Source organism: Arenibacter latericius DSM 15913, from assembly GCF_000424985.1.
Taxonomy (GTDB): domain Bacteria; phylum Bacteroidota; class Bacteroidia; order Flavobacteriales; family Flavobacteriaceae; genus Arenibacter; species Arenibacter latericius.
The window spans coordinates 71,590-98,034 of sequence record NZ_AUKX01000001.1; the positions used below are offsets into that span (position 1 = coordinate 71,590).

The window sequence follows — 26,445 nt, forward strand, 5'->3', positions numbered from 1 at the left end:
GGCACATTTAGTAAGTAGTAAAGAAATCCCGAAAATCAATTTTCGGGATTTCTTGTTTCTAATAACCTTCAAAATTAGCTACCCTTCAACAGATCTCATAAACTTCCTTCCATAATAAATTACCTTGTATTAGAACACCTAGCCAAGCCTTAGCACTTCTAATCGTTCAAATAACTATGCACAAACACCCCTTAAAAGTTTTAAAGCATGACTATAGCCTTCTTTATTTAAAATCTATTTCAAACTTTTATACCATCGCAACCGCTAAAAGGAATGAATTAGCAAGACCTCTTTTAAATAAAGATAATTGGAAGTTGGGACTCCTAATACCCAAACCAAGGAGTAATAAAAATTAGCATTGTCTATAGCATATTGACCCCTCCAATAAATTAAAGAAGTGAATGGCAGACTATAGTCTGTTTAATTTTGTAAATTACATAAAAGCAATTTTCAATTAAAGCAATGTTATACAAATCACTATTATTACAATTACCAATAGGCACACCAAACCCTGATGACAACAGCCCTCTAGATCTTACAGACCCTTTTGAGATTATTGTATTTATTGTCTTACCTATACTTATGATTGTGTTTTATATCCTTTGGAGGAGAATGAAGAAAAAAGACAAAAAATAAAATATTAGGACGCTTTTATAAGAACTGAAGACAAGCTTCAAAAAAGAAGCGAGCTGATCCTCCCTCTTAAAAAAAATTCAGAAAACAAGAATAAAGGGATTGGCTGCGCACTTCCCTACAAAGCTCCGCTTTGAAAACCACAAAAAGTTGTGCGAAGACAAGCTTAAAAAAAAAGAAGCGAGATGATCCTCTCCTTAATGAAAATTCAGAAAACAAGAATAAAGGGATTGGCTGCGCACTTCCCTACAAAGCTCCGCTTTGAAAACCACAAAAAGTTGTGCGAAGACAAGCTTAAAAAAAAAGAAGCGAGATGATCCTCTCCTTAATGAAAATTCAGAAAACAAGAATAAAGGGATTGGCTGCGCACTTCCCTACAAAGCTCCGCTTTGAAAACCACAAAAAATTGTGCGAAGACAAGCTTCAAAAAAAAGAAGCGAGCTTCTTTTTTGAAGCTCGCTTGCACAACCACTTTTTTGTGGTTTATTCGTGACCCCGGAGGGATTCAAACCCCCAACCCTCAGAGCCGAAATCTGATGCGCTATTCAGTTGCGCCACGGGGCCAAATAATTCGATCGGAAAGATCGCACTAATTTATTTAACTACTTAATTTTTTCTTTACTATATTGGAAATGGTCTTTCCATCTGCCTTACCTGCCATTTCCTTAGACGCTAATCCCATTACTTTACCCATATCCTTCATTCCTGTAGCTCCTTCTGCATCAATTATCTGAGCCACTACCATTTCTATATCCTCCTCTGACAACTGCTCGGGTAAGAACTTTTCAATAACAGCGGCTTGTGCCAATTCTGGCTCTGCCAAGTCCTCACGTCCTTGCTCGGTATAGATGACGGCGCTATCCTTACGCTGTTTAACCAATCGCTGTATCAACTTTATTTCTTCCTCTTCGGAAAGTTCAGTCCCAGAACCAGTTTCGGTCTGAGCTAGTAGTAAAGCGGATTTAATAGCGCGCAATGATTCTAATGCCACCGTATCCTTGGCTCTCATTGCCGCCTTCATTTCTTCCATTAAACGCTGCTGTAATCTCATAGCTTATTTTTTCGCCCTGCGAAGATAAAAAATAAACCCGAAAACTTATAGTGTTTTCGGGTTTAAACTTTGTACAAAATTGTTCTGATAACTTAATCTACATTGTCGTGTAAATAAGAGTTATTAGATCGTAATTGGATTTCATCATTACTGTCTTCTCCCAAACTCATTCTAGATACTTTATTTTGCCTTGGATTCTCATTTAAGTCAATCCCCTGACGTTTATAAGCAGGCTGTTTAGAAATCTCATCCAAATTACTTAGGCTATTTTGGAACTTATAATTAAAATCCTTCAATTTCCTACGACGTTCATCAGCACGCTCTTTTAATAGAGTCTCTAGTGGCGTATTTATAGGGTCTATTTCTTCTCGCTCTTCTCTAACAGGAGCGGGTGCTTCCCTTTCTACCGTCTTTGTACGGAATTGTAAAGAATCATCATTTTTAATTCCAGGATTTTGATTACTAGACTTAGATTTAGCTGTAGTAAGCTTATCCTCCAACTCCATATAATCATCTAAGCTATATCTTTTTTCACCCTCTTTATTATACTCTACAACAGGAACCACCTCCACATGGTCACGCACATTCATATCCTTTATCTCATCCTCTTCTAGGTCAAAGGTAATTGTATGCTGTACTTCCTCTTCTTCCTGTGGTTTATTAGCCAAAGGCATATCAAAACTCAACTCAAACTGATCGTCGGAAACATCTCTACTCGTAACCTCTCTTGGCTCCGATACTTCTATACCTCTAATTTCATCAGTAGAATTTATTATCACGAAATCATCATGGTTTTCTTCTGAAAGCACCTCCTCATAATACACATTAAAATTTTTAATGTAACTAGAAGTTGGTATAAGATCCATATTAGATTGTGGCTTATCTACCTCCCTATTTACAGGTGTAGGGTTAACCGGATTAGATTGCGGACGCTCTACTTCCCTACTAACAGGTGCAGGATTAACTACATTAGATTGTGGACGCTCTACCTCCCTATTCACAGGTGCAGGATTAACTACATTAGATTGCGGACGCTCTACCTCTCTATTAACAGGTGCAGGATTCATTGCATTAGATTGTGGACGCTCTACCTCTTTTTTATTAGGCACAGGTTTAACTTCTTCTTCCTCCACTAATTGATGAACAACTGGCTTTGAAACCAACACATGTTCTGCTTTTTGCTCATCTTCCAACGTATGGATAATCTTCTTGGATTCTGTGTTTACAATATCATCCTGTTGGTCTATATTAAATCCTGTTGCAATGACCGTTACAGCGATCGCCTCTCCTAAACTTTCATCTTCACCTACACCCATAATGATATTGGCCCCAAAACCAGCTTCATTCTGAATATGATCGTTGATCTCTCCAATCTCATCAATTGTAATCTCTTGTGAACCGGAAACAATTAGCAATAATACATTTTTCGCTCCACAGATCTTATTGTCATTCAATAATGGTGAGTCTAATGCCTTCATAATAGCCTCATTGGCTCTGTTAGAACCCGAGGAAGTAGCCGACCCCATAATAGCAGTACCACTATTAGAAAGAACGGTTTTAGCATCACGTAAATCTATATTTTGAGTATAATGGTGAGTAATTACCTCTGCAATACCACGAGCTGCAGTAGCCAAGACCTCATCTGCTTTAGAGAAACCAGCCTTAAACCCAAGGTTACCATATACCTCCCTTAATTTGTTATTGTTAATCACAATTAAGGAATCTACATTGGCACGTAATTTTTCTATACCTACCTGAGCTTGTTGGCACCGCATTTTACCTTCAAACAAGAAAGGCATAGTAACGATCCCTACAGTAAGTACATCCATTTCCTTAGCCAACTTGGCAATAACAGGGGCAGCACCAGTACCTGTTCCCCCGCCCATACCAGCAGTAATGAATATCATTTTGGTAGTTGTTTCCAACATACCCTTAATTTCCTCTAAGCTTTCCATGGCCGCTTGTTCCCCTACCTCTGGGTTGGCACCAGCCCCCAATCCTTCGGTCAAGGAAACTCCTAATTGTATTTTGTGAGGAACGGGGCTATTATCTAAAGCCTGGGAGTCTGTATTACAAATAATGAAATCTACCCCATTTATCCCGGCTTGGAACATGTGATTAATCGCATTACTCCCTCCGCCACCGACACCGATGACCTTTATTACGTTACTTTGATTCTTGGGCAAATCAAAGGATATATTTTCAAATTCAGTGTTATTGCTCATTGTTATTATTTTACTGGTTTACTTATCTGTGTTGCTAATCTATACGTTATTCTGCGTTATCCAAAAAATCCTTGAACCTCTCAAACCATTTATCAAAAATGGTGCTTCGTTCCCTTTTTACGATCGGTTTTTCCTTAACCTCCGTTTCTTCCTTATTATCTTCAGCAGGCTTGTTATCTACCTCCTTTTTATTACTTACCTCAATCTCCTCTAAAACCTTAGGTTTATTCTGAACAGAATTCATTAATAGACCTACTGCCGTTGCATACAAAGGACTGGCAATCTCTGCATCGGAATCTCCGGCGAGATGCTCATTTGGATATCCTATCCTAGTATCCATACCAGTGATATATTCTACCAATTGTTTTAAATGTTTCAATTGGCTACCTCCTCCGGTTAGAACAATACCTCCGATTAATTTTTTCTTTTGCTCTTCATGACCGTAATTTTTTATTTCCACATACGCCTGTTCCACAATTTCAACTACACGTGCATGGATAATCTTGGAGAGGTTTTTTAAAGTAATTTCCTTTGGTTCTCTACCTCTTAATCCAGGTATAGAAACAATTTCATTATCCTTATTTTCTCCAGGCCAAGCAGATCCAAATTTAATTTTAAGTAGTTCTGCTTGCTTTTCTATAATAGAACACCCTTCTTTAATGTCTTCAGTAATTACATTACCTCCAAATGGAATAACCGCTGTATGGCGAATAATTCCATCTTTAAAAATAGCAAGGTCTGTAGTTCCACCACCTATATCAATTAAAGCCACTCCAGCCTCTTTCTCCTCCTGACTTAAAACTGCATTGGCAGATGCTAACGGCTCCAAAGTAATATTGGCCAAATTAAGACCTGCACTTTTAATACATCTACCCACATTCCTAATAGAAGATACCTGACCAACTACTACATGGAAATTAGCTTCTAACCTACCGCCGTACATTCCCATAGGTTGTTTTATCTCTGCCTGCCCATCTACTTTAAACTCCTGAGGCAAAACATGGATAATTTCTTCTCCTGGTAACATTACCAGTTTGTACACCTGGTTACATAGCTTATCTACATCATGCTCATTAATTACATCCTCAGATTTTGGTCTTGTGATATAATCACTATGCTGTAAACTTCTTATGTGTTGACCGGCAATGCCTACCACCACAGAGCTAATCTTTAAGCCAGAATTGGCTTCTGCTTGCTCTACTGACTGCTGTATAGACTTTATAGTTTGAGTAATGTTATTGACTACACCACGATGTACGCCCAAACTTTTGGACCTACCAATACCCAAAACTTCTATCTTTCCGTATTCATTCTCCTTTCCAATAATGGCTACAATCTTTGTAGTCCCTATATCCAACCCAACTGAATAATTACCTTCTTCCATAACTTAATTTTTGGTACACACTACCTGGTTGTTAAACGCTAAACTCACTGTATGATAATCTTCCAAGGATTTATCCTTATACGCCTTTACATAAAAAGCCCTAAAATTACTGAACTTCTTATCTAAACCTTCTACATTTCCCAAATCCACCACAAAATCTTCCATCCTAAATTTTAACAGATATTTTCGCTCCCCTGTAATATGAATCCCAATTATATTCTTGGTTAGGAATTCATCTGTCTCACTATATTTTAAAATTTTATAGACATCTCCAAGGGAATTTTCATTTATTTCACCAGTTATCAATGGCACCCTTGCAGAGTGGTGTCTTGAAAAAGGCATAGACTTCCCATCCTCATCCAAGTAATATTTTTTATTCCCCTCTACTCGTGCAATCGGTTTTCGTTGTGTAACCTTAGCAACAAGGTCTCCATTAACCGTTAAGAAAACTTGGGCTTTTTTGACCATTTCATTGGCCTCAATAGCTTTTTCTATATTATTCAAAGCTATATGTTCTTTTGTCAAGTTTGTTAGATCACCATAATTATGTATCAACAATTTATTAACTGTTTCATGGGTCATATACAGGTTTTGATCCCCCTCAAATTTGATCTGAAGATTTTCTACTTTTTTATTGCTATTTCTCGCATTGGAAAAGGCATAAAGTCCCATTACAACTAGTAATAAGACTCCCATTTTTATGAAACTCCAATTAATTCTCATTGTAATTCTTTTTTAATTTTTTGCACTTCCAACCCTATATCTCCGGCCCCTATAGTTACAAGAACTTCAGGGTTTTGATTTTTTATTTCAGTAATTATCGATTCTTTATCGATTAACTTTTTATTTCCTCCATCAATCTTATCGAGCAACCATTGAGAAGTAACTCCCTCAATAGGCTTTTCCCTAGCTGGATAAATATCTAATAGCAATACACCATCAAACTGAGAAAGACTACGAGCAAAATCATCTATAAAATCCCTAGTTCTAGAAAAAAGATGTGGCTGAAAAACAGCTAAAACCTTTTTTCCAGGATGCATTTCTGATATTGCCTGATATACTGCATCGATTGCCGTAGGATGATGCGCATAATCATCGATATAAGCAAACTTATCTGTTCTTATTTGATAAGAAAATCGTCTTTGCACCCCTTTAAACGTCGCTAAAGCATCTGCCAGGGATTGCAAGGAAGCCTCTGATTGTGCTGCCATAGCGAAAGCCACTAAAGCATTCAATAAGTTATGATGCCCCGGCTTTCCAAATCGCACTTGTTTTAGTGTTGTTTCTGGAGTACGGATATCAAATTCGTAAACTCCGTCTTTAATTTTCAGGTTTACAATACAATAATCAGAGTCGTCCTCAATACCATAAGTAATCCCTTCTAATGGTAGGCCATTACATACAAACAACTTACCTCCCGGCTCTATTCTATCTATAAAATCGTGAAACGATTTTTCCAATTCTTCTTTATTCCCATAAATATCCAAATGATCAGCATCCATAGAAGTGACGCAAGCGATATTTGGAGACAACCTTAAAAAGGAGCGATCAAATTCGTCCGCCTCTACAACAGAATAGTCTGTTCCTTCTAATAAAAAATTGCTATTAAAATCTTCAGATATTCCTCCCAAGAAAGCGGTTATTGGCATTCCGGTCTCTTTTAAAATATGTGCCAATATACTAGAGACTGTGGTTTTACCATGGGTTCCAGCAACTGCAAAACAGAAACTATCCTTCGTAATCATCCCTAGTACCTCTGAGCGTTTTTTAACCTGAAAGCCATTGCTCACAAAATACGTGTACTCCTTATGATCCGATGGAACTGCTGGTGTATAAACCACCAATGTTTTATTTGGATCCCTATACTCTTTGGAAATAAGATCAAGATTATCCTCATAATGCACATGAATACCGTGAGCCATTAGATCTTGAGTTAGTGGTGTACTCGTTTTATCGTACCCAGAAACCTCCTTACCAATAAACTTAAAGTATCTGGCAAGAGCAGACATACCAATACCTCCTATACCAATAAAATAGACGTTATGTATATCTTTTATATTCATTATTTCCAACTGAATTTCTACAGTGAAATTCTATTCCTTTTTTAATAATTTTTCTATTTCGTTTACAATCTCCTTAGTAGCATTAGGCATCGCTAACTTTTTTATATTTCGACTAAGGATTTCCCTATATTCTTCCGATTTTACTAGCCTAGAAAACGCCGCATCAAACTCGGCTTCTAAATTCTCTTCTTTAATCAATATAGCCGCATCTTCCTTTGCAATTGCACTAGCATTTTTTGTTTGATGATCTTCTGCCACATTAGGCGAAGGGATAAACACCACAGGCTTACCCACTATACAAAGTTCAGAAACAGAACCTGCGCCTGCTCTAGATATAATCATATTCGCAGCACTATAAGCAAGATCCATTCTATTGATGTACGGATACACTTTTACCTCTTCTCCATCATGTTTTTTATACTCCTCGTAATACAGCTTTCCACATTGCCAAATTACTTGAATCCCTAAGTTTTTAAACAACGGCAACTTTTCTGCTATAAGCTGGTTTACACGCCTTGCCCCTAAGCTACCCCCTAATACTAATAAGGTATTTTTACCAGGCTGAAGCTTAAAAAATGACATCGCCTCGGTAGTGTTAGAGTTCAAAGAAACCAGGTCACTTCTTACTGGGTTTCCCGTTTTCACTAATTTCTGGGCAGGAAAAAACGCTTCCATCCCGTCGTAGGCTACACATATTTTGCTAACCCTACTTGCTAGCAACTTATTAGTAATCCCTGCATAAGAATTCTGCTCTTGCAATAGACAAGGAATTCCTCTTCCCGCAGCAACCCGCAATAAAGGACCACTGGCAAAACCGCCAGTTCCTACTACCGCATGAGGCTTAAACCTCTTCACTATTTTAGCTGCTTTCATCAAACTACTAACTACTTTTAAGGGAAACATTAAATTTTTAAGGGTAAGTTTCCTTTGTAACCCACTTATCCACAAACCTTCAATTTTGTATCCAGCCTGAGGCACTTTTTCCATCTCCATTCTATCTTTTGCTCCTACGAACAAAAACTCTGCATCTGGATAGCGGACTTTTAATTCATTAGCAATTGCAATTGCTGGATAAATATGTCCTCCAGTGCCTCCTCCAGAAAGTATAAATCTATAATTGCCCACTCAACACTTCTAAAGGGTTATCTTCATCTATTTCAACTGGTTCCTTGGGTGTTGTTTTATTGCTTGCACTCAAGATAATCCCAATGGCCAAACAAGTCATCCAACTCGAGGTTCCTCCACTACTTATTAATGGCAAGGTCTGCCCTGTTACCGGAAAAAGTTCTACTGCCACAGCCATATTTATCAAGGCCTGAAAAACAATAGGGAGTCCCACACCTAATACCAGTAATTTTCCAAAAACTGTGGAAGCACCGTTAGAAACCACCACAATCCTAAACAACAACAACATATAAAAAAACATCAGCACAAAGCCACCTATCAGCCCATATTCCTCTACTATAATTGCATAAATAAAATCTGAGGAACTCTGTGGTAAAAAATTCTTCATTACACTCTTTCCTGCACCATTACCAACAATCCCCCCAGTTGCAATTGCAATTTTCGCCCTTTCTATCTGATAATCTGCCTCCGTGTCTTCTGGGTTAGCAAAATTCTCTATCCTACTAATCCAAGTATCCACCCTGTTGGGAAATAAATCTGGCGCAGCCTTAGCCGTTAATACAAAAAGTGTTAATCCTAAAATACCCGCAACAACTATCCCTAATAAATATTTAAAGGGATATCCACCTAGAAAACATAACAACAACACCATAGAAAAAATAATTCCTGCGGTGGAGAAGTTTGCTGGTAAAATAAGCACCACTATTAAAAAGACAGGTAGCCATAAGGGGATAATACTTTCTTTAAATGTAATAGCCTTATCTTTTATTTTAGTAAGGTATCTTGCCACATATATCATTAGCACTACCGATGCCAAATTAGACGTCTGAAAGGTAAACCCCACTATGGGAATACGGATCCATCTACTAGCATTTGCTCCATCTATAACTGTTCCTTGAGCTAGAGTATAAAGCAATAAAAGCAGCACTATAGGCATTGCAATCAAAGACAGACCCTTAAAAAAATGAGTAGGAATTCGGTGCACTCCATATATTATACCGAACCCCATTAGCAATAAGATAGCATGCTTTACCAAATATCCCACAGCCGTCCCACTCCCAACTACATACACCAAGTTACTACTGGCACTATAGACAGGTAAAAAAGAAAATAGGGACAATAGGGCCACCACTGCCCATATAGCCTTATCTCCGTTTATTTTTTTTAAGAATCCTAGCACTTACTATAATTTTTTAATTGCTGCCTTAAATTGATTTCCTCTATCCTCGTAATTTTCAAAAAGATCGAAACTAGCACAAGCTGGTGATAATAAAACTGTATCTCCACGCTCAGCAACCTTATAAGCCATTTTCACAGCCTCTTCCATATTTTCGGTCTCCACCATTAAATCTACCACATTGCCAAAGGCATCTTTTATCTTAGAATTATCTTTCCCTAAGCATATGATAGCCTTCACTTTTTCGCGAACCAAAGACATCAATTGCTTATAATCATTTCCTTTATCTACCCCCCCTACTATCCATACCGTAGGAGACTTCATACTATCCAAAGCGTAGTAAGTTGCGTTAACATTAGTTGCCTTAGAATCATTAATATATTGCACATAATGAATCTTTAGTACCTTCTCCAATCGGTGCTCTACCCCCTGAAAAGTTTCTATACTCCGACGAATAGACTCTTTCCTAATACCAATTAAGGTAGCTGCCGAGGTAGCTGCCATGGTATTCTTTACATTGTGCCTACCTTCCAAGGCTAAAGTTTCTGTGCTCATTTCTATAGTGTTATTTTCTTTTTTCATAATTATCTTATTGTTCTCGATATATACCCCTTCCTCCAGTTTTTTCTCAAGAGAAAAAGGCACCAATTTAGATCGAACCGGGTTTCTCTTCAACCACTCTATAATCACCTCGTCGTCTGCATCGTATATTAAATAATCCTCCTCTGTTTGATTCTGGGCTATTCTAAATTTAGACGCTATATATTTTTCAAATTTATATTCATACCTATCTAAATGATCAGGTGTTATATTAGTAATGATAGCGATATGCGGTTTAAATTGAATAATATCATCCAATTGAAAACTACTTATCTCTAGCACATAGTGATCAAAACTATTTTCAGCCACCATTTTAGCATAGCTATCGCCAACATTTCCTGCCATTCCAACTTGCAGGCCAGATTCCTTTAGAATATGATGGGCTAACATAGTTGTAGTGGTTTTTCCATTACTCCCTGTAATTCCAATAATTGTAGCATTGGAATACCTAGAGGCAAATTCTATTTCCGAAACCACAGCTATTCTAGCATTCCTTATAGCAACCACCATTGGAACGGTATCTGGGATACCAGGACTTTTCATCACTAAGTCTGCATTCAGAATCTTAGATTCTGTATGCTGCTTCTCCTCCCAATCGATCTCAAAATGATTAAGAACATTTTTATATTTTTCTTTGATGCTTCCCTTATCTGAAACAAAAACATCAAAACCTTTCTTCTTCCCTAACACAGCAGTACCAACACCACTTTCTCCTCCGCCCAATATCACCAACCGCTCCATCTTATCTAAGCTTTAAAGTAACTATGGTTATTACTGCCAAAAGGATACCTACCACCCAAAATCGGGTAACAATTTTACTTTCGTGATATCCCATTTTCTGATAGTGATGATGAAGCGGAGCCATTAAAAACACTCGCCTCCCTTCTCCAAACTTTTTCTTGGTATATTTAAAATACCCTACCTGCAACATCACCGAAATAGACTCGGCAAAGAAAATTCCACATAAAACTGGGATAAGTAATTCCTTTCTAATAATAATGGCAATTACGGCTATTACCCCACCAATGGTAAGACTTCCCGTATCCCCCATAAAAACCGTAGCGGGGTAGGCATTATACCATAAAAACCCCACCAATGCTCCCGCAAAAGCTGCTGTAAATACTACCAGTTCACCCACTCTAGGAATAAACATGATATCCAGATAGTTAGAAAATATTATGTTCCCTGAAATCCACGTAAATATCATAAGGGTGACCACTATGATAGCAGAGGACCCTGCTGCTAATCCATCTATCCCATCGGTAAGGTTTGCACCATTGGAAACAGCGGTTACTATAATAATGATAATCGGTATAAATATTAGCCAGGCATAATCTTTAGCACCTTCTCCCATCCAAGAAATAAAACTGGTATAATCCAGTTCATTATTTTTAAAAAATGGCACTGTTGTTTTTATAGATTTTATTTCATCCCCAAGTTTAGGCACCACCTGCATGTTTTCTACCACCGCAGTTTGTGCTCTTTCCTTCATAGTAACTTCTGGATGAAAATAGAGGGTAGCTCCTACAATTAACCCTAGAACAACCTGACCTAAAACCTTAAATCTTCCTTTTAGCCCCTCCTTATCTTTCTTAAAGATTTTAATATAATCGTCTAAAAACCCAATCGCACCCATCCACAACATTGTAACGATTAGCAACTGCACATATACATTTCCTAGTTTAGCAAAAAGAAGTACCGGAATTAGGGTAGCTAAAATAATTATAAGCCCTCCCATGGTAGGGGTTCCGGTCTTTTGCTTCTGCCCCTCTAACCCTAAATCACGAATAGTTTCACCTATCTGCTGCTTCTGAAGAAACACTATTATTTTCTTCCCATAAACCGTTGCGATTAGCAAAGACAGTAATACCGCCAAAGCAGCGCGAAAGGAGAGGTACTGAAAGAGTCCCGCTCCTATTAGGTCGTGTTCTTTATCTAAATATTCGAACAAATAATACAACATTCTTTGGTCTGTGTTTTACTGATTTACGGTTCTATTTCTATCAAGTATTTCTACTACTGTCACTTTATTCAACTCTAATCTTCTACTTGGATTATTTTCCCATCTCATTTAAAAACTCTCCCACTATCTTAAAATCATCAAAATCTATTCTCACACCGTTGGTTTCCTGATACGTCTCGTGCCCTTTTCCAGCAATTAGGATTATATCATTGGCCCGCGCTAGTTGGCATGCCGTTTTTATAGCCTGCTTCCTATTCTCTATGGACAGTACTTTCTTAAAATTTTGGGCTTCCACCCCTGCCTCCATTTCCTCAATAATTTTAGATGGAGATTCTGTTCTAGGGTTATCTGAGGTAAAAATCACCGTATTACTTAAGGTAGTAGCGATATTCCCCATAAGAGGCCGTTTGGTTTTATCTCTGTCCCCTCCACAGCCTACAACGGTAAAAACATTCTCGTTACCGGTACGCAGTGTATTGATGGTATCTAGTACATTTTTAAGTGCATCTGGAGTATGAGCATAGTCAACTATTGCAGTTATTCCATCTTTAGATCTATAATATTGAAATCTCCCCTCTACATTCCCCAACTCACTCATCAACCTCAATATCTCCAATTTCTCTAAGCCTAATTGGTCTGCAGTAGCATAGATAGCGAGCAGATTATAAGCATTAAAATCCCCAATCAACTTAGACCAGAGCTCGTGGTCGCCTATTTTTAATAATTGCCCATCAAATCGGTTTTCCAATATTTGCGCCCTATAATCTGCATAAGATTTAAGAGCATAAGTAACCTTCTTTGCCTTGGTGTTCTGCAACATTATTAGGCCATTCTTATCATCTATATTGGTAAGCGCGAAAGCCTTTTTTGAAAGGCCATCGAACAATATTTTTTTGGTATCCCGATATGCAGAAAAAGTAGCGTGATAGTCTAAGTGATCATGAGAGAGATTGGTAAAAATAGCTCCCTGAAACACTAGTCCTTCCGTCCTTTTTTGATGAAGTCCATGCGAACTCACCTCCATAAAGCAAAATTCTACCCCAGCATCATTCATTAAACTCAAATGCTTATTAATGGTGAGAGAATCTGGTGTAGTAAGTGAGGTAGCATACTCCTCCTCGTCAACCATAATTCTTATAGTTGAGATAAGTCCCACCTTATATCCCGCTTTTTTAAACAAGCGATATAACAAACTACTAATTGTAGTCTTCCCATTGGTCCCTGTAACCCCTACTAACTTTAAATTTTTAGAAGGATTCCCATAATAATTAGCAGCCATAATAGACAGGGCCTTATTAGCATCATCTACCTCTACATAAGTAACTTCATCTACCATTTCCGCAGGAAGGGTCTCACAAACAATGGATGTTGCTCCAGAAGCAATGGCTTTTTCAATATACTGATGACCATCTACTAACACTCCTTTTATAGCCACAAACACATTATCTGCATCAACTTTTCTGGAATCGAAAGAGATAGCACTTACCAGCTGCGAAGTAGATCCACTAACCGCTGATAGGCCAACCCCGTACAATATGTCTTTTAAGGTTTTCACGATAGCTCTAATATTATTTTATCGACCTTTTTAAGATCTGTTCCTTTTGAAACGGATTGTCTTTTTACCTTTCCATTGCCTTTCACCTCTACAGTAATACCCAAATTTTCTAAGAGAGAAATGGCATCCATCCCACTCATCCCTTCTACATTAGGTATTTGGCTATATTTTTTACTAGACGCTGCATAAAAGCTCTGATACGATTCGTTTAAATTTTTATCTCCAGCCTCATTTAAATCCACTTCATCAACCACAGGAGAGCTAGCATATATTTTTTGAGCCACAGATTTAAAAACCGGACCAGATACATCAGCTCCATAATATCCTACACTTTTATTAGGCTCATGTATCACTACAATACAGGAGTACTTTGGTTCGTCTGCCGGGAAATAACCAGCAAAAGTCGATATATACCCAAGCTTATCAGGATCCTTAGAAGAGTAGTTCTTTTGAGTAGTTCCTGTTTTTCCTGCCATGGAGAAATTAGGGGAATACAACTTATGTCCTGTACCGTGCTTTTTCTCTACAACATTCTTTAGAAGCTTCCTTACCTTATCAACAGTTTCTTTAGAACAGATAGATGGATTTAAAACCTCTTTATCAAATTTTATAATAGTCTTATCCCACTCCCTCACCTCTTTTATTAGCCTAGGCTTTACTAGCTCCCCATCATTTGCTATCGCATTATAAAAGGCTAGTGTTTGCAAGGGGGTCAATGAAACCTCATAGCCGTATGACATCCATGCCAAAGAAACCCCAGACCAACCCTTATCTCCAGGATAACGAATTACCGGTGTTCCTTCTCCCTTTATAGGCAGTCCCAATTCGCGATGAACATTCATATTCATCAAGCGGTTAACAAATTTCTCGGGATTATCTTTATAATTATTATGAATAACCTTTGCAAAAGCGGTATTAGAGGAAATTTCAAATGCCCTACCCATCGATATCTTTCCATATCCTCCCCATTTAGAATCTCTTACTGTACGGTTATACACACGGAACAACCCATTTTCTGTATCTATAACAGAGCTAGTATCAATTACTTTATCCTCTAATGCCACCACCATGGACATTAACTTAAAAGTAGATCCTGGCTCATGAGACTCCCCTATTGCATAGTTTAAACGTTCATAATATTTCCCATCTGAAGTCCGACCCAAATTGGAAATCGCTTTCACCTCTCCCGTTTTGGTTTCCATCACAATTACACTTCCGTGTTCTGCCTCATATTTCTCTAACTGCCTCAATAAAGCGTGATGCGCAATATCTTGTATATTAATATCTATGGTAGAAACTACATCATACCCATCCTTAGGCTCCCTAATATTATCCCACCCGATAGGTTTCCACTGACCTTTAGCAATTTTTTGCTTTAAACGCTTTCCTTCTTCTCCTCTTAAATACTCACCAAAAGCACCTTCCAATCCCACTCTGGTGTAATATCCTTTCTCATCTACCCTCTCATAACCAACACTACGTTCTGCAATCTTCCCCAATGGGTGCTCACGAACAATTTTTTGTTCTATAATTAAACCACCTTTATATGGTCCTTTATTAAATAAAGGAAATTGCTTTATAGCCACATAATCCGAATAATCCAAATTACGAGCTACTAGAGCATACCGATTCTTATTTACTTTTGCTTTACGCAGTAACTGCTGATAATAAGAAGATGACTTCCCCAGTAATTTTGCCAAAGAGTCTGATAAAGGCTTAATATTTTCCTCAAAAGCTTTATTCTTCACCGTTTCCGCATCCCATCTAATAGTATATCTAGAAACCGATGTAGCCAATAAACTACCATCATCAGAATAGAGATTACCTCTTTTTGGAGCTATAGTAAAAACCTTTTCTGTACGATCCATCCCAAGCTTCCTGTACTTATCTCCATCTACCATCTGGATACTTACCAGTTTCACCAATACAGCAATAGCGAACAGAAAGAGACATCCCGCCACTACGTATAACCTGACTAATATGTTCTTTTCAGTTATCGCCACTATTTATGCTTTACGGTTTTAACTTTTATTTTTTTAGGAGGAGTTTCGGAGGGCAACAAGCCTTTATCTTCAACAGCTCTTAAAATAGTAGACTCCAACTTTAATTTTTGCATATCGGAACGAACATCTACAAACTCACTACGCAATTCTTTTACCTCTTCGTTTAAGGCCGCAATCCTATGAACTTTACTATCTGCATTATGAGAACTAGTAATCATAACGGTAGCCAGAAAAGAAATAAATATGATAAACATCCAGTTCTTAGGAGCTCCACCGCTCACTAAAAACTTTCCTCTCAACAAATCTAATATCCCTTTTTTCACAGTTTTTATACCTTATATATTATACCTCTCAACTCCTCTCTAAAAAACTCCTTCAATTGCACCGTTACCTTATTGGTAATTTAAATACGCTCTGCTATCCTCAGCTTAGCACTTCTAGCCCTATTATTCTCCTTTATCTCCCCTTTAGAAGGAACAATTAAACCACCCACCTTTTTAAACGGGACATCTATATTCCCATAAAAATCCTTTTCCGGTTCTCCCTCAAACTTACCTGCTCTTATAAATCGCTTTACCAACCTATCTTCCAAGGAGTGATAACTAATAACACTTAGCCTACCTCCCACATCCATTATTTGCGGCACTTGTTCCAAGAATTCTTTTATCACTTGAATTTCTTGGTTTACTTCTATCCTAATAGCCTGATATATCTGCGCCAAGATCTTATGCTCTCTATGTTTAGGCAAGTAACTAGCTAACACCTCTTTTAACTGAACCGTTGTTTTAATAGGCTCTGTCTCCCTAAATGCCAAAATTGTCTTTGCCATAGCATTGGCATTTCTTAAATCTCCATACTCAAACAACACTTTTCTTAATTCGTCATAATCGTAGGCATTTACCACATCATAAGCAGAAAGTGCATTAGACTTACTCATCCTCATATCTAAGTCTGCATCAAAACGAGTAGAGAATCCTCTTTCAGCCTTATCAAACTGATGAGAAGAAACACCAAAATCTGCCAACACCCCATCTATTTTAGTTACACCATAAAATTTCAAGAACTGCCTTATGTATCTAAAATTCTGATTTATCAATAAAAATCTATCATCAGCAATAGTATTCTCCAAAGCATCTTCATCCTGATCAAAAGCCAATAACCTACCTTTTTCACCTAATCGCTTTAAAATCTCCCTAGAATGCCCCCCACCTCCAAAGGTCACATCCACATAAACACCATCTGGCTTTATAGCCAAACCGTCTACGGACTCTTTTAACAAAACTGCATTATGATAGCTCATAGTCATCTTCTCCCATTACTTCTTCTGCCAAACTTGCAAAATCCTCGGCCGTGTCATCCAACACTTTTTCATAACCGTCCTTATCCCAGATCTCAATTATATTAATTGCAGAACTCAATACCACTTCCTTGTTTATCCCCGCTATTTCAACCAAATTTTTAGGTATTAACAGCCTTCCCGCAGAATCAATTTCCACTACCTTTACCCCAGCTGAAAATCTTCGAATAAAATCATTGTTCTTTTTCTTGAACCGGTTCATTTTATTCATCTTTTGCATCAATAAATTCCACTCTGCCATAGGATATAATTCCAAACAAGGCTGAAAAACTGATCGCTTAAGTACAAATCCGTCGTTAAGCAACGGCGACATTTGGTTTTTTAGCGCCACCGGAAGCTTCACCCTACCTTTGGTATCTGCCTTACAATCATATGTTCCGATGAAATTTATCACGTAGAAGACGGGTTATATTTTAATAACTCAAATATATAGAAATTATTACCACTTTTTACCACAAAATACCACTTTGTTGATAAAATCTGACATACAAGTCCACTTGAAAGGAAAATGAGGCCGAATTCCCCAATTAGAAATGGCTCAAAAACTAAAAAAAAGCAAGAAAAAAATAAAAGTTTGGCTTTTATGAAATTTTGGTCACCTTTGCGTAATGATGAATTGCATATATTTGTCATCATAAGATTACAAGCATTCGTGCATGGAAAAAAAAATTAATAAAGAGGGAAAGTACCGTTACATAGAAATAGGCGAAGGAACGCCAATCATAATTCTTCATGGACTCATGGGCGGTTTAAGTAATTTCAACGGCGTAATGGACCACTTCCCCGCCAAGGGTTATAAGGTTATTGTACCCGAACTTCCCATCTATGATATGCCCTTACTTAAAACCAATGTAAAGAACTTTGCTAAGTTTTTAGATGGATTTATCAACTATAAAGGCTTAAGCAATGTTATCCTTTTAGGAAATTCATTAGGTGGACATATAGGACTTTTATACACCAAACTATTCCCCAAAACGGTAAAAGGATTGATCATTACTGGCAGCTCTGGACTTTACGAAAGTGCCATGGGTGATGGATATCCTAAAAGAGGGGACTACGAATTTATCAAGAAAAAGGCTGAGGATGTATTTTATGATCCTGCTGTAGCTACAAAAGAGATCGTAGATGAAGTTTACGCTACGGTAAACGACAGAATGAAATTGGTGAAAACCCTGGCAATTGCCAAAAGTGCAATACGCCACAACATGTCCAAAGACCTTCCGCATATGCATACTCCAACTTGTATAATCTGGGGGAAGGATGACAAAGTTACTCCGCCAAATGTTGCAGAAGAATTTAACACACTACTCCCTGATTCTGATTTGAACTGGATAAGCGAATGCGGACATGCACCAATGATGGAGCATCCTGACGAGTTTAATCGTATTTTGGAAACATGGTTGACAAAACGGAATTTTTAATTCCTACAATTCTTCAATTTTAACCATTCAGGCCTAATTTGTTATTGGAAGAAAGCTTGAATTAAAACATACACACCATGAAAATAAAGTCGGCCGACTTTGTTATGAGCAATTCCAACGTAACAAACTGTCCAAAGGACCGTCTACCGGAATATGCCTTTATAGGCCGCTCCAATGTAGGCAAATCGTCCTTAATCAATATGTTAACACAAAGAAAGGGACTCGCCAAAACATCAGGGAGGCCTGGAAAGACCCAATTAATTAATCATTTTAAAATTAATGAAAATTGGTTTTTGGTAGATTTACCTGGGTATGGATATGCACGTGTTTCCAAAAAAGATAAAAAGACCTTTCAAAAGTATATTACCGATTATTTTTTGGAGAGGATTCAGTTGGTATGTGCCTTTGTTTTGATTGATATTAGGCACGAACCTCAGAAAGTGGACCTAGAATTTATGGAGTGGATGGGAGAAAATCAGATTCCTTTTTGCATAGTATTTACTAAGGCGGATAAATTACGACCAAAAGCGATTGAAAACCACGTAAACGATTACCTCAATAAACTATTAGAAGGCATTTGGGAGCAGGCTCCTTTACATTTTATCACCTCATCTAGCAGTGGAATGGGCCAAGAAGAACTGCTTGATTATATAGACGGACTTAATGAAAGTTTTTTCAAGGAAACACTCTAGTCTACTAATAGAAGTTACAATTTCATAAAACTTCGTAGAAAATACAGAAGGATAAACACACTAGTTTTAATCAATAATACATTTAACTGCCACTAGAATTGTAACGTTCTTTAATGGCACGGATTAGCGATTCCTGACCCTCCATAGCATCGATACTTTCCTTACCTAAAACCACCCGAAAATTCTCTTTATCTACCTCAAAAATTACGGGAAATTGAATCTCGCTACTTACCTTACCAGGATACTGCTTAATAAACTGATTCTTATATAAAAATTCCATTGAAAGACCAGATTGCTCTCTAAACTCTCTCCATCGCTTATATTCTGAAAATGCTCCATGAGTAATTGCACACAAGGAACAAGAATAACTTTTTGGATCAAGAATTTTATGAGCCCCGTCTAGGATTGAATTTCCAAGGCCCGATTTAGCGTTGTAAACAAAAATTAATCTTTTACCCAATTTATCCTCCATGACAACTGTAGTATCTACTATTTATCTATCAGTCGAGCAAATTAGGCAAAACTTCCATTGATTAACATAATTTACCTACCCATCCCTACGGCAAAAGTATGCCCTCAGAACTTAGAGCAGGAAAACAGCTAACTAATCCACAAACGTGTTACTAGAAAAGATAGGGGCGTTTGCGCGCGCCCTTACCTACCTTAATAAGTTCAGCCTACTTTTTAAGCTCTAATTTTTCGGCAAAATAGTCGCAAAAATCCTTCATAGTAGCTGTCATTTTCTCATCTTGGGTTGCTTTATAAAAGGTATCAGAAAGAGATACTAAAGTCTGATGAAAGAAAATTCGCATCTCATCTACTGGCATATCCTTGGTCCACAAATCTATTTTTAAGGATTCTTTATTTTTACTATCCCATACGGACAACAACATAGCTTTAGCCTCTTCATTGGAGATACCTCCATCTTCCGCAGACCAATTTAATTTTTCCGGAACTCGGTTTTCATCTAACGTTACTTGTAAATTAATTTCGGATGTATGTAATTTCGACATGCTTTTACTTTTTATAAATTCAAAATAATTTAATCTACTTTCCTAGGCTTAAATTTGGACATTTTAAACAACTCCTCCTCTGGCATTTTTAGCATTTCTTGCAGACTAACCTCATTAGTATCCATAAATGCTTTTACAATTTGCCATCCAATATATCGTCCTAGTCTCCCAGGCGACTCATTATCTAATTCCAATTGAAACTTTGAAAAAGGAGCCGGATCTAAAAATCTAGGTTCCAACTTATTGTCCGTACTATACAATAGTTCTCGTTCAATAAAATACCTCCAAATCTGCTCCTCATTTAGAGAAGCCCACTCCAATTCTTCAGGATGATATCCTATTATCAAATCTTCAGTTGACTGGGGCAACAATGCCTGTTTTAAATATAATTCCTTCCCATAATAAACCATTTTAGACAAGAACGATCTATCTTTAGGCGAAGGGATAACTTTTTTAGCAAAGGCACTAGCTACATCGGCAGGTAAAAACTTCTTATCAAGGCCATTAGCTACATATTTCGGTATTACGCTATAAAACTCATGAGAAGGGCCCAAATAATTATCCAAGCCTATAAGCAATAAAGTATCTGTTAAGATCACCCTATTATTATAATCTACATCCGAGGTTACGGTTACCACCTTGGGTAATGTAGTGTTGGGATAATAATATTTTATGTGCTGGAACAGGGATTCTAGCGCTTTCAATTGCACATCAAACTTAGGAAACACGGATTGCACCTCTTTTAAAAGCTCTACCTGCAACGTATCTTGCACTTTAGCCACCCAAACACTATCAGGATAACTCTTAGGAAAAAGGTAAGGATAATTTTTCTTTAACTTTGGAATATCGTCTGGCGTAGCATCAGCAAACTCTTTATCAAACCTAGACACTTTTAATTCCACATCTATTTTCGCTACTTCTTCCGCTGTCTTATCTGTTTCTTTACAACCATAAAAGGCTATTAAGAGCAAACTTAGCATCCATATTGTACTTCGCATTCTCAACAAATTTGCTTAATGTTTTATTTTCTTGACCTTAGGTGGTATTTTTACTGAGCAAAGTTAAGTTTTTAAACCTTATAAACCTTTTAGATGCAGACCGAAAAAGTTATAGACCATATTGTTTCCTGGTTAAAGAATTATGCCGAAAAGGCTAAAATGGAAGGATTTATCATCGGCATCTCTGGTGGTATAGATTCTGCCGTAACATCTACCTTGTGCGCCAAGACTGGACTAAAGCTAGTATGCTTAGAAATGCCCATACATCAAATGGCCAATCAGGAAGCTCGCGCCGCAAACCATATTACCTGGCTAAAAGAGAACTACAATCAAGTTAGCAGCAACAATATAAACCTTACCCCCGTCTTCGATAGTTTTGTAGAAGCTGTACCGGATGTAGAAAACGAAGCAGACCAATCGCTATCTCTAGCCAATACTAGAGCGCGATTACGAATGACCACTCTTTATTATTTTGCAGCATTAGACCGTTTACTAGTTGCAGGAACAGGTAACAAAGTAGAAGATTTTGGTGTTGGTTTTTACACTAAATACGGGGATGGTGGGGTAGATCTTAGTCCGATAGCCGACCTTTTAAAATCTGAAGTTTACGAGATTGCAGAAGCATTGGGAATTAATCCCGAAATTATCAATGCCGCTCCTACAGATGGACTGTTTGGTGACGATCGCACAGACGAGGATCAACTAGGCGCCTCTTATCCAGAACTAGAGTGGGCTATGGAGATGACAGAAAAAGGTAAGACAGAAAATGATTTTTATGACAGAAAAAAGGAAGTTTTCCGTATCTTTAATAAATTGAATAAGGCAAATAAGCATAAAATGGTTCCAATCCCCGTATGTGAAATACCAAATCACCTTAAATAGACATCTCAACTAAGAACCAAGTATTTAAAACGAATATAATTGCCAAAATTTTTGATTTACATTTAAAAAGGTGAGCTTTGAATAACAACCAGGAGTGTTTAATCTTACAATAAAAGCAAGTAAAGCATCGTTATTGTAAAAATGGCCATCTACAAAACCAATTTAACATGATCAAAATTTTAATTGCAGATAATCATCCCGTTGTTAGAGTGGGAATTAAACAAGTCTTAGATCCAATTGCTGATATTCAGGTGATTGGAGACGTGTCTAATACCACAGAACTCTTTGACCAATTAGAAAGTAGTTCTCCAGACATCATCTTATTAGAGATGGATATCCCAGAAATTAATGGTATTGCAACACTCAGAAAGATCAAAAAAGAATACCCCGGCGTAAGAGTGCTTATATACAGTGGACAGTCTGAGGATGTTTACGCTTTAAGTACAATCCGTGCAGGTGCTTTTGGCTATCTATCCAAGTCGTCTGACACAGACTATATCGTTAGCGCCATCAGAAAAGTAAGCGAAGGCAATATGTTTATAACCAACGAATTAGCCCAAAGACTAGCATTTGATGAAGGCACCCAAAAACCAAGAAGGTTTTTCAGAAAACTCTCTACAAGAGAAGTAGAAGTGCTAAAATTATTAGCTAGCGGAAAACGAAATAAGGAAGTTGCATTAGAGCTGAGCTTAAACGAGAAAACAGTAAGCACCTACAAAGCGCGATTGATGCGTAAATTAAATGTAGACAACCTTGTAGATTTACTACAACAAGCCAAGGCACTAGAACTATACTAGTCCTTTTTAAAAGAAGGTCTAAAAAATAATTTTTAGACCTTCTTTTAATTAAGAGAAAACCCTATTTAATTTTTTATTAAGTAGTACGTTTAATTGAATATAATTCATAATTTCTTCTAGAACATCTGCGCTCGCAGACGCACTATCCAAAGTATTTTTTTGTAACGCCCCAATCCTTTTCTTAATCAGGTAACACCTTAATGTTAGAATAGTTTCACTAACCAACTGAGACACCCCCACCTCTTTATCCTTAGGATATATATCTTTCCTACCCCATTGATGTAGAGTATACTTCTCCTCCTCCATTAAAATGGATGAAATTTCAGAGGCCAAGTCCTGATCTAAACCAGCCATAAAAGAGGTAATGGAAAAATTCTCCTTCCCATTTAAATCCTCAATAATTTTATAGTAAATATCACGAAACCTCTCATTTGCAAGTTCAATTTCATCATCCTGCAAATCCAAAAATATCTTTTCAAAAACCTTAGCTCCCAAAACCTCTGGTTCTAGTTCCAAATCTCCAGTCTCATTTTCCTTTAAGACCAAATCTTCAAATTCTATTTCCATGGTACCATACAGCAACAAAATCTCGATAATCTTTCGTTCCAGTTCATATTGAACATCTAGTTTTTGCTGCGGTTCAGATTTTACAACATCGAAGGACTTGCGTTCTTGTTTTGCTTTTTTAAGGGCATCTGCATTATCTTTTTTCCCAATCTGAGCTAGCGTATTAAAAAGCACCGCTTCAGAAACATTCATAATTTGAGAACACTCCTGAATATAAATTTCCCTTTGGATTCTATCAGGAATTTTTGCAATACTATTTACAATATCCCTTACGGTATCCGCTCTTTTTATAGGGTCATTTGCAGCCTCATCCACCAATAGAGAGGCTTTAAACTGTATAAAATCTTTAGAATACTCATTAAGGTATTCAACTACCTCCTCATATTCATTGTTCTTAGAAAAACTATCTGGATCCTCACCAGCTGGAAAGGAACAAACTTTTACGTTCATCCCTTGTTCTAGTATGAGGTCTATTCCCTTTAATGACGCCCTTAATCCTGCTGCATCACCATCAAATAAAACAGTAATATTCTTAGTTAGCCTATTAATTAACCTAATTTGATCTGAAGTCAAGGCAGTACCACTAGATGCCACCACATTATGTATTCCGCGTTGATGCATCTGAATCACATCAGTATACCCCTCTACTAAATAACAATTATCTTCCTTAGCTATTGCCTGTTTTGCATGATAAATACCATACAATACTTTACTCTTATGATAGATATCACTTTCTGGCGAGTTTAAATATTTAGCAGCCCTCTTATCACTAATTAATATTCGGCCTCCAAACCCCAACACCCTTCCACTCATACTATGGATAGGGAAAAGCACTCTCCCTTTAAACCGATCAAAAGTCCTTTTATTATTAGGGTTACTAGGGTCTACCTTTACTATGGTTAGCCCCGTCTTTTCTAGAAATTCTAATTTATAACCTTTATCTAGAGCTGTTTTAGTAAAGCTATCCCACTGATCTAGACAATAGCCTAAATCAAATTTTCTAATGGTTTCGTCTGTAAAGCCCCGTTCTTTAAAATAACTCAACCCAATGGCTTTCCCCTGCTCTCTTTCCCATAATATTTCGGAAAAATAATCCTTAGCATACTCGGAAACCAAGTACATGCTTTCCCGCTCATTTAGCTTCTCCTTCTCCTCATCTGTCTGCTGGGTTTCTTCAATTTCTATATTGTACTTTTTAGCAAGATACTTTATAGCTTCAGGATAGGTAAAATGCTCGTGCTCCATTAAAAAAGCCACCACGTTCCCCCCTTTTCCACTACTAAAATCCTTCCAAATCTGTTTTACAGGTGAAACCATAAAACTTGGTGAACGTTCATCACTAAACGGACTAAGCCCCTTAAAATTGGCTCCCGATTTTTTTAATTGAACAAACTCTCCAATCACCTCCTCTACTCTGGCGGCTTCATAAACTTGATCTATAGTAGCTTTCGAAATCAACTTACTCTATTTTTTTTAAAGGATAAAGATACTACTTCAAAAAGAGGAAAACCATGCATTTACTAATCAAAATGTCTAACTTTAGCATTCCCTTAAAACTTTAGAAGTAAACGATGATTTTATTTTTAGGAACCAAACCAGGAAAAGCTTCTTCCAAACAAGTCAATAATGTTTCTTGTCCTTTTTGTGAACAACGAAACACTTTAACAGCGGTATCTAGTAGCACCTATTTTCATCTCTTTTGGATATCTCTTTTCAGAATTAGCAGCTCAACAATCATTAGTTGTTCGCATTGCAAAAAAAGCTATTATGAAGATGAATTTACTGAAGTCTTACAGCAGCAAGGATTTAGTCCAGAGAAAATTCGCTTAACGCTAAAGAGTGATTCCTAAAATAAATATATAGTGAATTATTTTTTTCTGTCTACCACGTAATTCACCATTAAAATCAGTGAATTTTTATAGTCAGAATCTGGATAAGGTTCCAATAAGGCTAACGCCTCTTCCTTATAGGCCAACATTTTCTTTACCGCGTATTCCAAGCCTCCGTTTTCTTTTACAAATGCGATTACCTGTTTCACTCGTTTTTTATCCTTGTTGTGATTTTTAACGGAGTTGATCAACCATTTTCTTTCCTCTTTAGAGCAGTGATTGAGCACATATATTAAAGGCAGCGTCATTTTCTGCTCTTTTATATCAATACCAGTAGGCTTCCCTATTCGCTCTTCTCCATAATCGAACAAATCATCCTTAATCTGAAAAGCCATTCCAATAAGCTCTCCAAACTTCCTAAAGGTTTCCACATCTGAAGAATCGGGCTTAACAGCACATGCTCCTAAACTGCAACAAGCAGCAATAAGAGTAGCCGTTTTTTGCCTGATGATATCGTAATAAATGTCTTCAGTAATATCTAGACGTCTTGCTTTTTCTATCTGCAACAATTCCCCTTCGCTCATTTCACGAACAGCAACGGAAATAATCCGTAACAAGTCAAAGTCACCATGATCTATAGACAGCAACAATCCTTTAGATAAGAGATAATCCCCAACCAATACGGCTATCTTGTTTTTCCACAATGCATTTATAGAGAAAAACCCCCTGCGCTTATTACTATCATCTACCACATCGTCATGAACGAGAGTAGCTGTATGTATTAACTCTATAACTGCAGCACCCCTGTAAGTCCTTTCATTTACCTCCCCGTTGTTTAGCATCTTTGCTGTTAGAAATACAAACATGGGGCGCATTTGCTTTCCCTTACGGTTAACAATATAATAGGTTATCCTATTAAGCAATGCCACTTTAGAGGACATGGATTCATAGAACTTTTTCTCAAAAAGTTCCATTTCCGCATTTATCGGTTCCTTTATCTTGGATACAATTTTTAACGGGTAGATAGGGCTATAATTTTTTGGTGATTTAGAGCAGTAAAATTAGGGAAAAAAAATAGTAAAAGGTAGTCCTTTCCCAATATAAGAGTAT

At 37.3% G+C, this 26,445-nt stretch carries 24 protein-coding genes and 1 tRNA gene; 5 read left to right on the forward strand and 20 right to left on the reverse strand.

Features of this window, described 5'->3' with window-relative positions:
- Positions 1-1,123: 1,123 nt before the first annotated feature.
- From H344_RS0100270 to mraZ, 15 genes are all read right to left on the reverse strand, one after another.
- Positions 1,124-1,197 (reverse strand) — tRNA-Arg (locus tag H344_RS0100270).
- A gap of 34 nt (positions 1,198-1,231) precedes the next feature.
- A complete protein-coding gene (locus H344_RS0100275) occupies positions 1,232-1,684 on the reverse strand; it encodes a GatB/YqeY domain-containing protein (protein ID WP_026808447.1) in 453 nt (150 codons plus the stop codon).
- Between the two features lie 92 nt (positions 1,685-1,776).
- Positions 1,777-3,909, reverse strand: a complete 2,133-nt coding sequence (gene ftsZ, locus H344_RS0100280) for a cell division protein FtsZ (RefSeq protein WP_026808448.1) — start codon at positions 3,907-3,909, stop codon at positions 1,777-1,779.
- Between the two features lie 46 nt (positions 3,910-3,955).
- Positions 3,956-5,293 (reverse strand): cell division protein FtsA, encoded by a 1,338-nt coding sequence (gene ftsA / locus H344_RS0100285; protein ID WP_026808449.1) that lies wholly within the window; start codon positions 5,291-5,293, stop codon positions 3,956-3,958.
- 3 nt (positions 5,294-5,296) lie between these two features.
- Positions 5,297-6,016 carry a cell division protein FtsQ/DivIB gene (locus tag H344_RS0100290; RefSeq protein ID WP_026808450.1) on the reverse strand — a complete coding sequence of 240 codons (720 nt, stop codon included), beginning with the start codon at positions 6,014-6,016 and terminating at the stop codon, positions 5,297-5,299.
- The gene (murC, locus tag H344_RS0100295) at positions 6,013-7,356 is read right to left on the reverse strand and encodes a UDP-N-acetylmuramate--L-alanine ligase (protein ID WP_026808451.1); all 1,344 of its coding nucleotides are present in this window, start codon (positions 7,354-7,356) and stop codon (positions 6,013-6,015) included. Before murC ends, H344_RS0100290 begins: the two co-directional genes overlap by 4 nt.
- A gap of 30 nt (positions 7,357-7,386) precedes the next feature.
- A complete protein-coding gene (murG, locus tag H344_RS0100300; RefSeq protein WP_026808452.1) occupies positions 7,387-8,481 on the reverse strand; it encodes an undecaprenyldiphospho-muramoylpentapeptide beta-N-acetylglucosaminyltransferase in 1,095 nt (364 codons plus the stop codon).
- The gene (locus H344_RS0100305) at positions 8,468-9,661 is read right to left on the reverse strand and encodes an FtsW/RodA/SpoVE family cell cycle protein (RefSeq protein ID WP_026808453.1); all 1,194 of its coding nucleotides are present in this window, start codon (positions 9,659-9,661) and stop codon (positions 8,468-8,470) included. Before H344_RS0100305 ends, murG begins: the two co-directional genes overlap by 14 nt.
- A gap of 3 nt (positions 9,662-9,664) precedes the next feature.
- Positions 9,665-10,999 (reverse strand): UDP-N-acetylmuramoyl-L-alanine--D-glutamate ligase, encoded by a 1,335-nt coding sequence (murD, locus tag H344_RS0100310; RefSeq protein WP_026808454.1) that lies wholly within the window; start codon positions 10,997-10,999, stop codon positions 9,665-9,667.
- 1 nt (position 11,000) lies between these two features.
- Positions 11,001-12,221 carry a phospho-N-acetylmuramoyl-pentapeptide-transferase gene (mraY, locus tag H344_RS0100315; RefSeq protein WP_026808455.1) on the reverse strand — a complete coding sequence of 407 codons (1,221 nt, stop codon included), beginning with the start codon at positions 12,219-12,221 and terminating at the stop codon, positions 11,001-11,003.
- Positions 12,222-12,312: 91 nt separating this feature from the next.
- Positions 12,313-13,776: a UDP-N-acetylmuramoyl-L-alanyl-D-glutamate--2,6-diaminopimelate ligase gene (locus tag H344_RS0100320; protein WP_026808456.1), complete on the reverse strand. Its 1,464-nt coding sequence runs from the start codon at positions 13,774-13,776 to the stop codon at positions 12,313-12,315.
- Positions 13,773-15,779 carry a penicillin-binding protein gene (locus H344_RS0100325; protein ID WP_026808457.1) on the reverse strand — a complete coding sequence of 669 codons (2,007 nt, stop codon included), beginning with the start codon at positions 15,777-15,779 and terminating at the stop codon, positions 13,773-13,775. The genes H344_RS0100320 and H344_RS0100325 overlap by 4 nt, the downstream gene beginning before the upstream one ends.
- Positions 15,779-16,102, reverse strand: a complete 324-nt coding sequence (locus H344_RS0100330) for an FtsL-like putative cell division protein (protein ID WP_026808458.1) — start codon at positions 16,100-16,102, stop codon at positions 15,779-15,781. The genes H344_RS0100325 and H344_RS0100330 overlap by 1 nt, the downstream gene beginning before the upstream one ends.
- 80 nt (positions 16,103-16,182) lie before the next feature.
- Positions 16,183-17,079: a 16S rRNA (cytosine(1402)-N(4))-methyltransferase RsmH gene (gene rsmH, locus H344_RS0100335; protein WP_026808459.1), complete on the reverse strand. Its 897-nt coding sequence runs from the start codon at positions 17,077-17,079 to the stop codon at positions 16,183-16,185.
- The gene (gene mraZ, locus H344_RS0100340; RefSeq protein ID WP_026808460.1) at positions 17,066-17,530 is read right to left on the reverse strand and encodes a division/cell wall cluster transcriptional repressor MraZ; all 465 of its coding nucleotides are present in this window, start codon (positions 17,528-17,530) and stop codon (positions 17,066-17,068) included. Before mraZ ends, rsmH begins: the two co-directional genes overlap by 14 nt.
- Before the next feature lie 262 nt (positions 17,531-17,792).
- Here mraZ and H344_RS0100350 point away from each other — a divergent pair, with 262 nt between their 5' ends.
- Together H344_RS0100350 and yihA are read left to right on the forward strand one after the other, a co-directional pair.
- Positions 17,793-18,557, forward strand: coding sequence for an alpha/beta fold hydrolase (locus H344_RS0100350; protein WP_026808461.1), 765 nt, complete (start codon positions 17,793-17,795; stop codon positions 18,555-18,557).
- A 77-nt stretch (positions 18,558-18,634) separates the two neighbouring features.
- Positions 18,635-19,249, forward strand: a complete 615-nt coding sequence (gene yihA / locus H344_RS0100355) for a ribosome biogenesis GTP-binding protein YihA/YsxC (RefSeq protein ID WP_026808462.1) — start codon at positions 18,635-18,637, stop codon at positions 19,247-19,249.
- A gap of 82 nt (positions 19,250-19,331) precedes the next feature.
- Here yihA and H344_RS0100360 read toward each other — a convergent pair whose 3' ends face one another.
- The 3 genes from H344_RS0100360 to gldB form a co-directional block, all read right to left on the reverse strand.
- Positions 19,332-19,721 (reverse strand): hypothetical protein, encoded by a 390-nt coding sequence (locus H344_RS0100360; RefSeq protein WP_026808463.1) that lies wholly within the window; start codon positions 19,719-19,721, stop codon positions 19,332-19,334.
- A gap of 205 nt (positions 19,722-19,926) precedes the next feature.
- Positions 19,927-20,262: a gliding motility protein GldC gene (gene gldC, locus H344_RS0100365; protein WP_026808464.1), complete on the reverse strand. Its 336-nt coding sequence runs from the start codon at positions 20,260-20,262 to the stop codon at positions 19,927-19,929.
- A gap of 29 nt (positions 20,263-20,291) precedes the next feature.
- Positions 20,292-21,260, reverse strand: coding sequence for a gliding motility lipoprotein GldB (gene gldB, locus H344_RS0100370; protein ID WP_026808465.1), 969 nt, complete (start codon positions 21,258-21,260; stop codon positions 20,292-20,294).
- Between the two features lie 93 nt (positions 21,261-21,353).
- Here gldB and nadE point away from each other — a divergent pair, with 93 nt between their 5' ends.
- The gene (gene nadE / locus H344_RS0100375) at positions 21,354-22,142 is read left to right on the forward strand and encodes an NAD(+) synthase (protein ID WP_026808466.1); all 789 of its coding nucleotides are present in this window, start codon (positions 21,354-21,356) and stop codon (positions 22,140-22,142) included.
- Between the two features lie 167 nt (positions 22,143-22,309).
- A complete protein-coding gene (locus H344_RS0100380; protein ID WP_026808467.1) occupies positions 22,310-22,939 on the forward strand; it encodes a response regulator in 630 nt (209 codons plus the stop codon).
- Positions 22,940-22,987: 48 nt separating this feature from the next.
- Here the strand turns inward: H344_RS0100380 and dnaG are convergent, their stop codons facing one another.
- On the reverse strand, positions 22,988-24,964 hold the full coding sequence (dnaG, locus tag H344_RS0100385; RefSeq protein WP_026808468.1) for a DNA primase: 1,977 nt from the start codon (positions 24,962-24,964) through the stop codon (positions 22,988-22,990).
- Between the two features lie 113 nt (positions 24,965-25,077).
- Here dnaG and H344_RS19465 point away from each other — a divergent pair, with 113 nt between their 5' ends.
- Positions 25,078-25,356: a zinc-ribbon domain-containing protein gene (locus tag H344_RS19465; RefSeq protein ID WP_051253977.1), complete on the forward strand. Its 279-nt coding sequence runs from the start codon at positions 25,078-25,080 to the stop codon at positions 25,354-25,356.
- 17 nt (positions 25,357-25,373) lie between these two features.
- Here H344_RS19465 and H344_RS0100395 read toward each other — a convergent pair whose 3' ends face one another.
- Positions 25,374-26,309, reverse strand: coding sequence for a polyprenyl synthetase family protein (locus H344_RS0100395; protein WP_051253980.1), 936 nt, complete (start codon positions 26,307-26,309; stop codon positions 25,374-25,376).
- Positions 26,310-26,445: the final 136 nt, after the last annotated feature.

Coding starts and splice junctions, on each gene's coding strand:
- murD (WP_026808454.1), bottom strand. CDS start 10,999: ATGGAGCGGTTGGTGATATTGGGCGGAGGAGAAAGTGGTGTTGGTACT.
- mraY (WP_026808455.1), bottom strand. CDS start 12,221: ATGTTGTATTATTTGTTCGAATATTTAGATAAAGAACACGACCTAATA.
- murC (WP_026808451.1), bottom strand. CDS start 7,356: ATGAATATAAAAGATATACATAACGTCTATTTTATTGGTATAGGAGGT.
- H344_RS0100350 (WP_026808461.1), top strand. CDS start 17,793: ATGGAAAAAAAAATTAATAAAGAGGGAAAGTACCGTTACATAGAAATA.
- nadE (WP_026808466.1), top strand. CDS start 21,354: ATGCAGACCGAAAAAGTTATAGACCATATTGTTTCCTGGTTAAAGAAT.
- rsmH (WP_026808459.1), bottom strand. CDS start 17,079: ATGAGCTATCATAATGCAGTTTTGTTAAAAGAGTCCGTAGACGGTTTG.
- H344_RS0100380 (WP_026808467.1), top strand. CDS start 22,310: ATGATCAAAATTTTAATTGCAGATAATCATCCCGTTGTTAGAGTGGGA.
- H344_RS0100395 (WP_051253980.1), bottom strand. CDS start 26,309: ATGGAACTTTTTGAGAAAAAGTTCTATGAATCCATGTCCTCTAAAGTG.
- gldC (WP_026808464.1), bottom strand. CDS start 20,262: ATGTCGAAATTACATACATCCGAAATTAATTTACAAGTAACGTTAGAT.
- gldB (WP_026808465.1), bottom strand. CDS start 21,260: ATGCGAAGTACAATATGGATGCTAAGTTTGCTCTTAATAGCCTTTTAT.
- ftsZ (WP_026808448.1), bottom strand. CDS start 3,909: ATGAGCAATAACACTGAATTTGAAAATATATCCTTTGATTTGCCCAAG.
- H344_RS0100290 (WP_026808450.1), bottom strand. CDS start 6,016: ATGAGAATTAATTGGAGTTTCATAAAAATGGGAGTCTTATTACTAGTT.
- H344_RS0100275 (WP_026808447.1), bottom strand. CDS start 1,684: ATGAGATTACAGCAGCGTTTAATGGAAGAAATGAAGGCGGCAATGAGA.
- H344_RS19465 (WP_051253977.1), top strand. CDS start 25,078: ATGATTTTATTTTTAGGAACCAAACCAGGAAAAGCTTCTTCCAAACAA.
- yihA (WP_026808462.1), top strand. CDS start 18,635: ATGAAAATAAAGTCGGCCGACTTTGTTATGAGCAATTCCAACGTAACA.
- ftsA (WP_026808449.1), bottom strand. CDS start 5,293: ATGGAAGAAGGTAATTATTCAGTTGGGTTGGATATAGGGACTACAAAG.
- H344_RS0100360 (WP_026808463.1), bottom strand. CDS start 19,721: ATGGAGGATAAATTGGGTAAAAGATTAATTTTTGTTTACAACGCTAAA.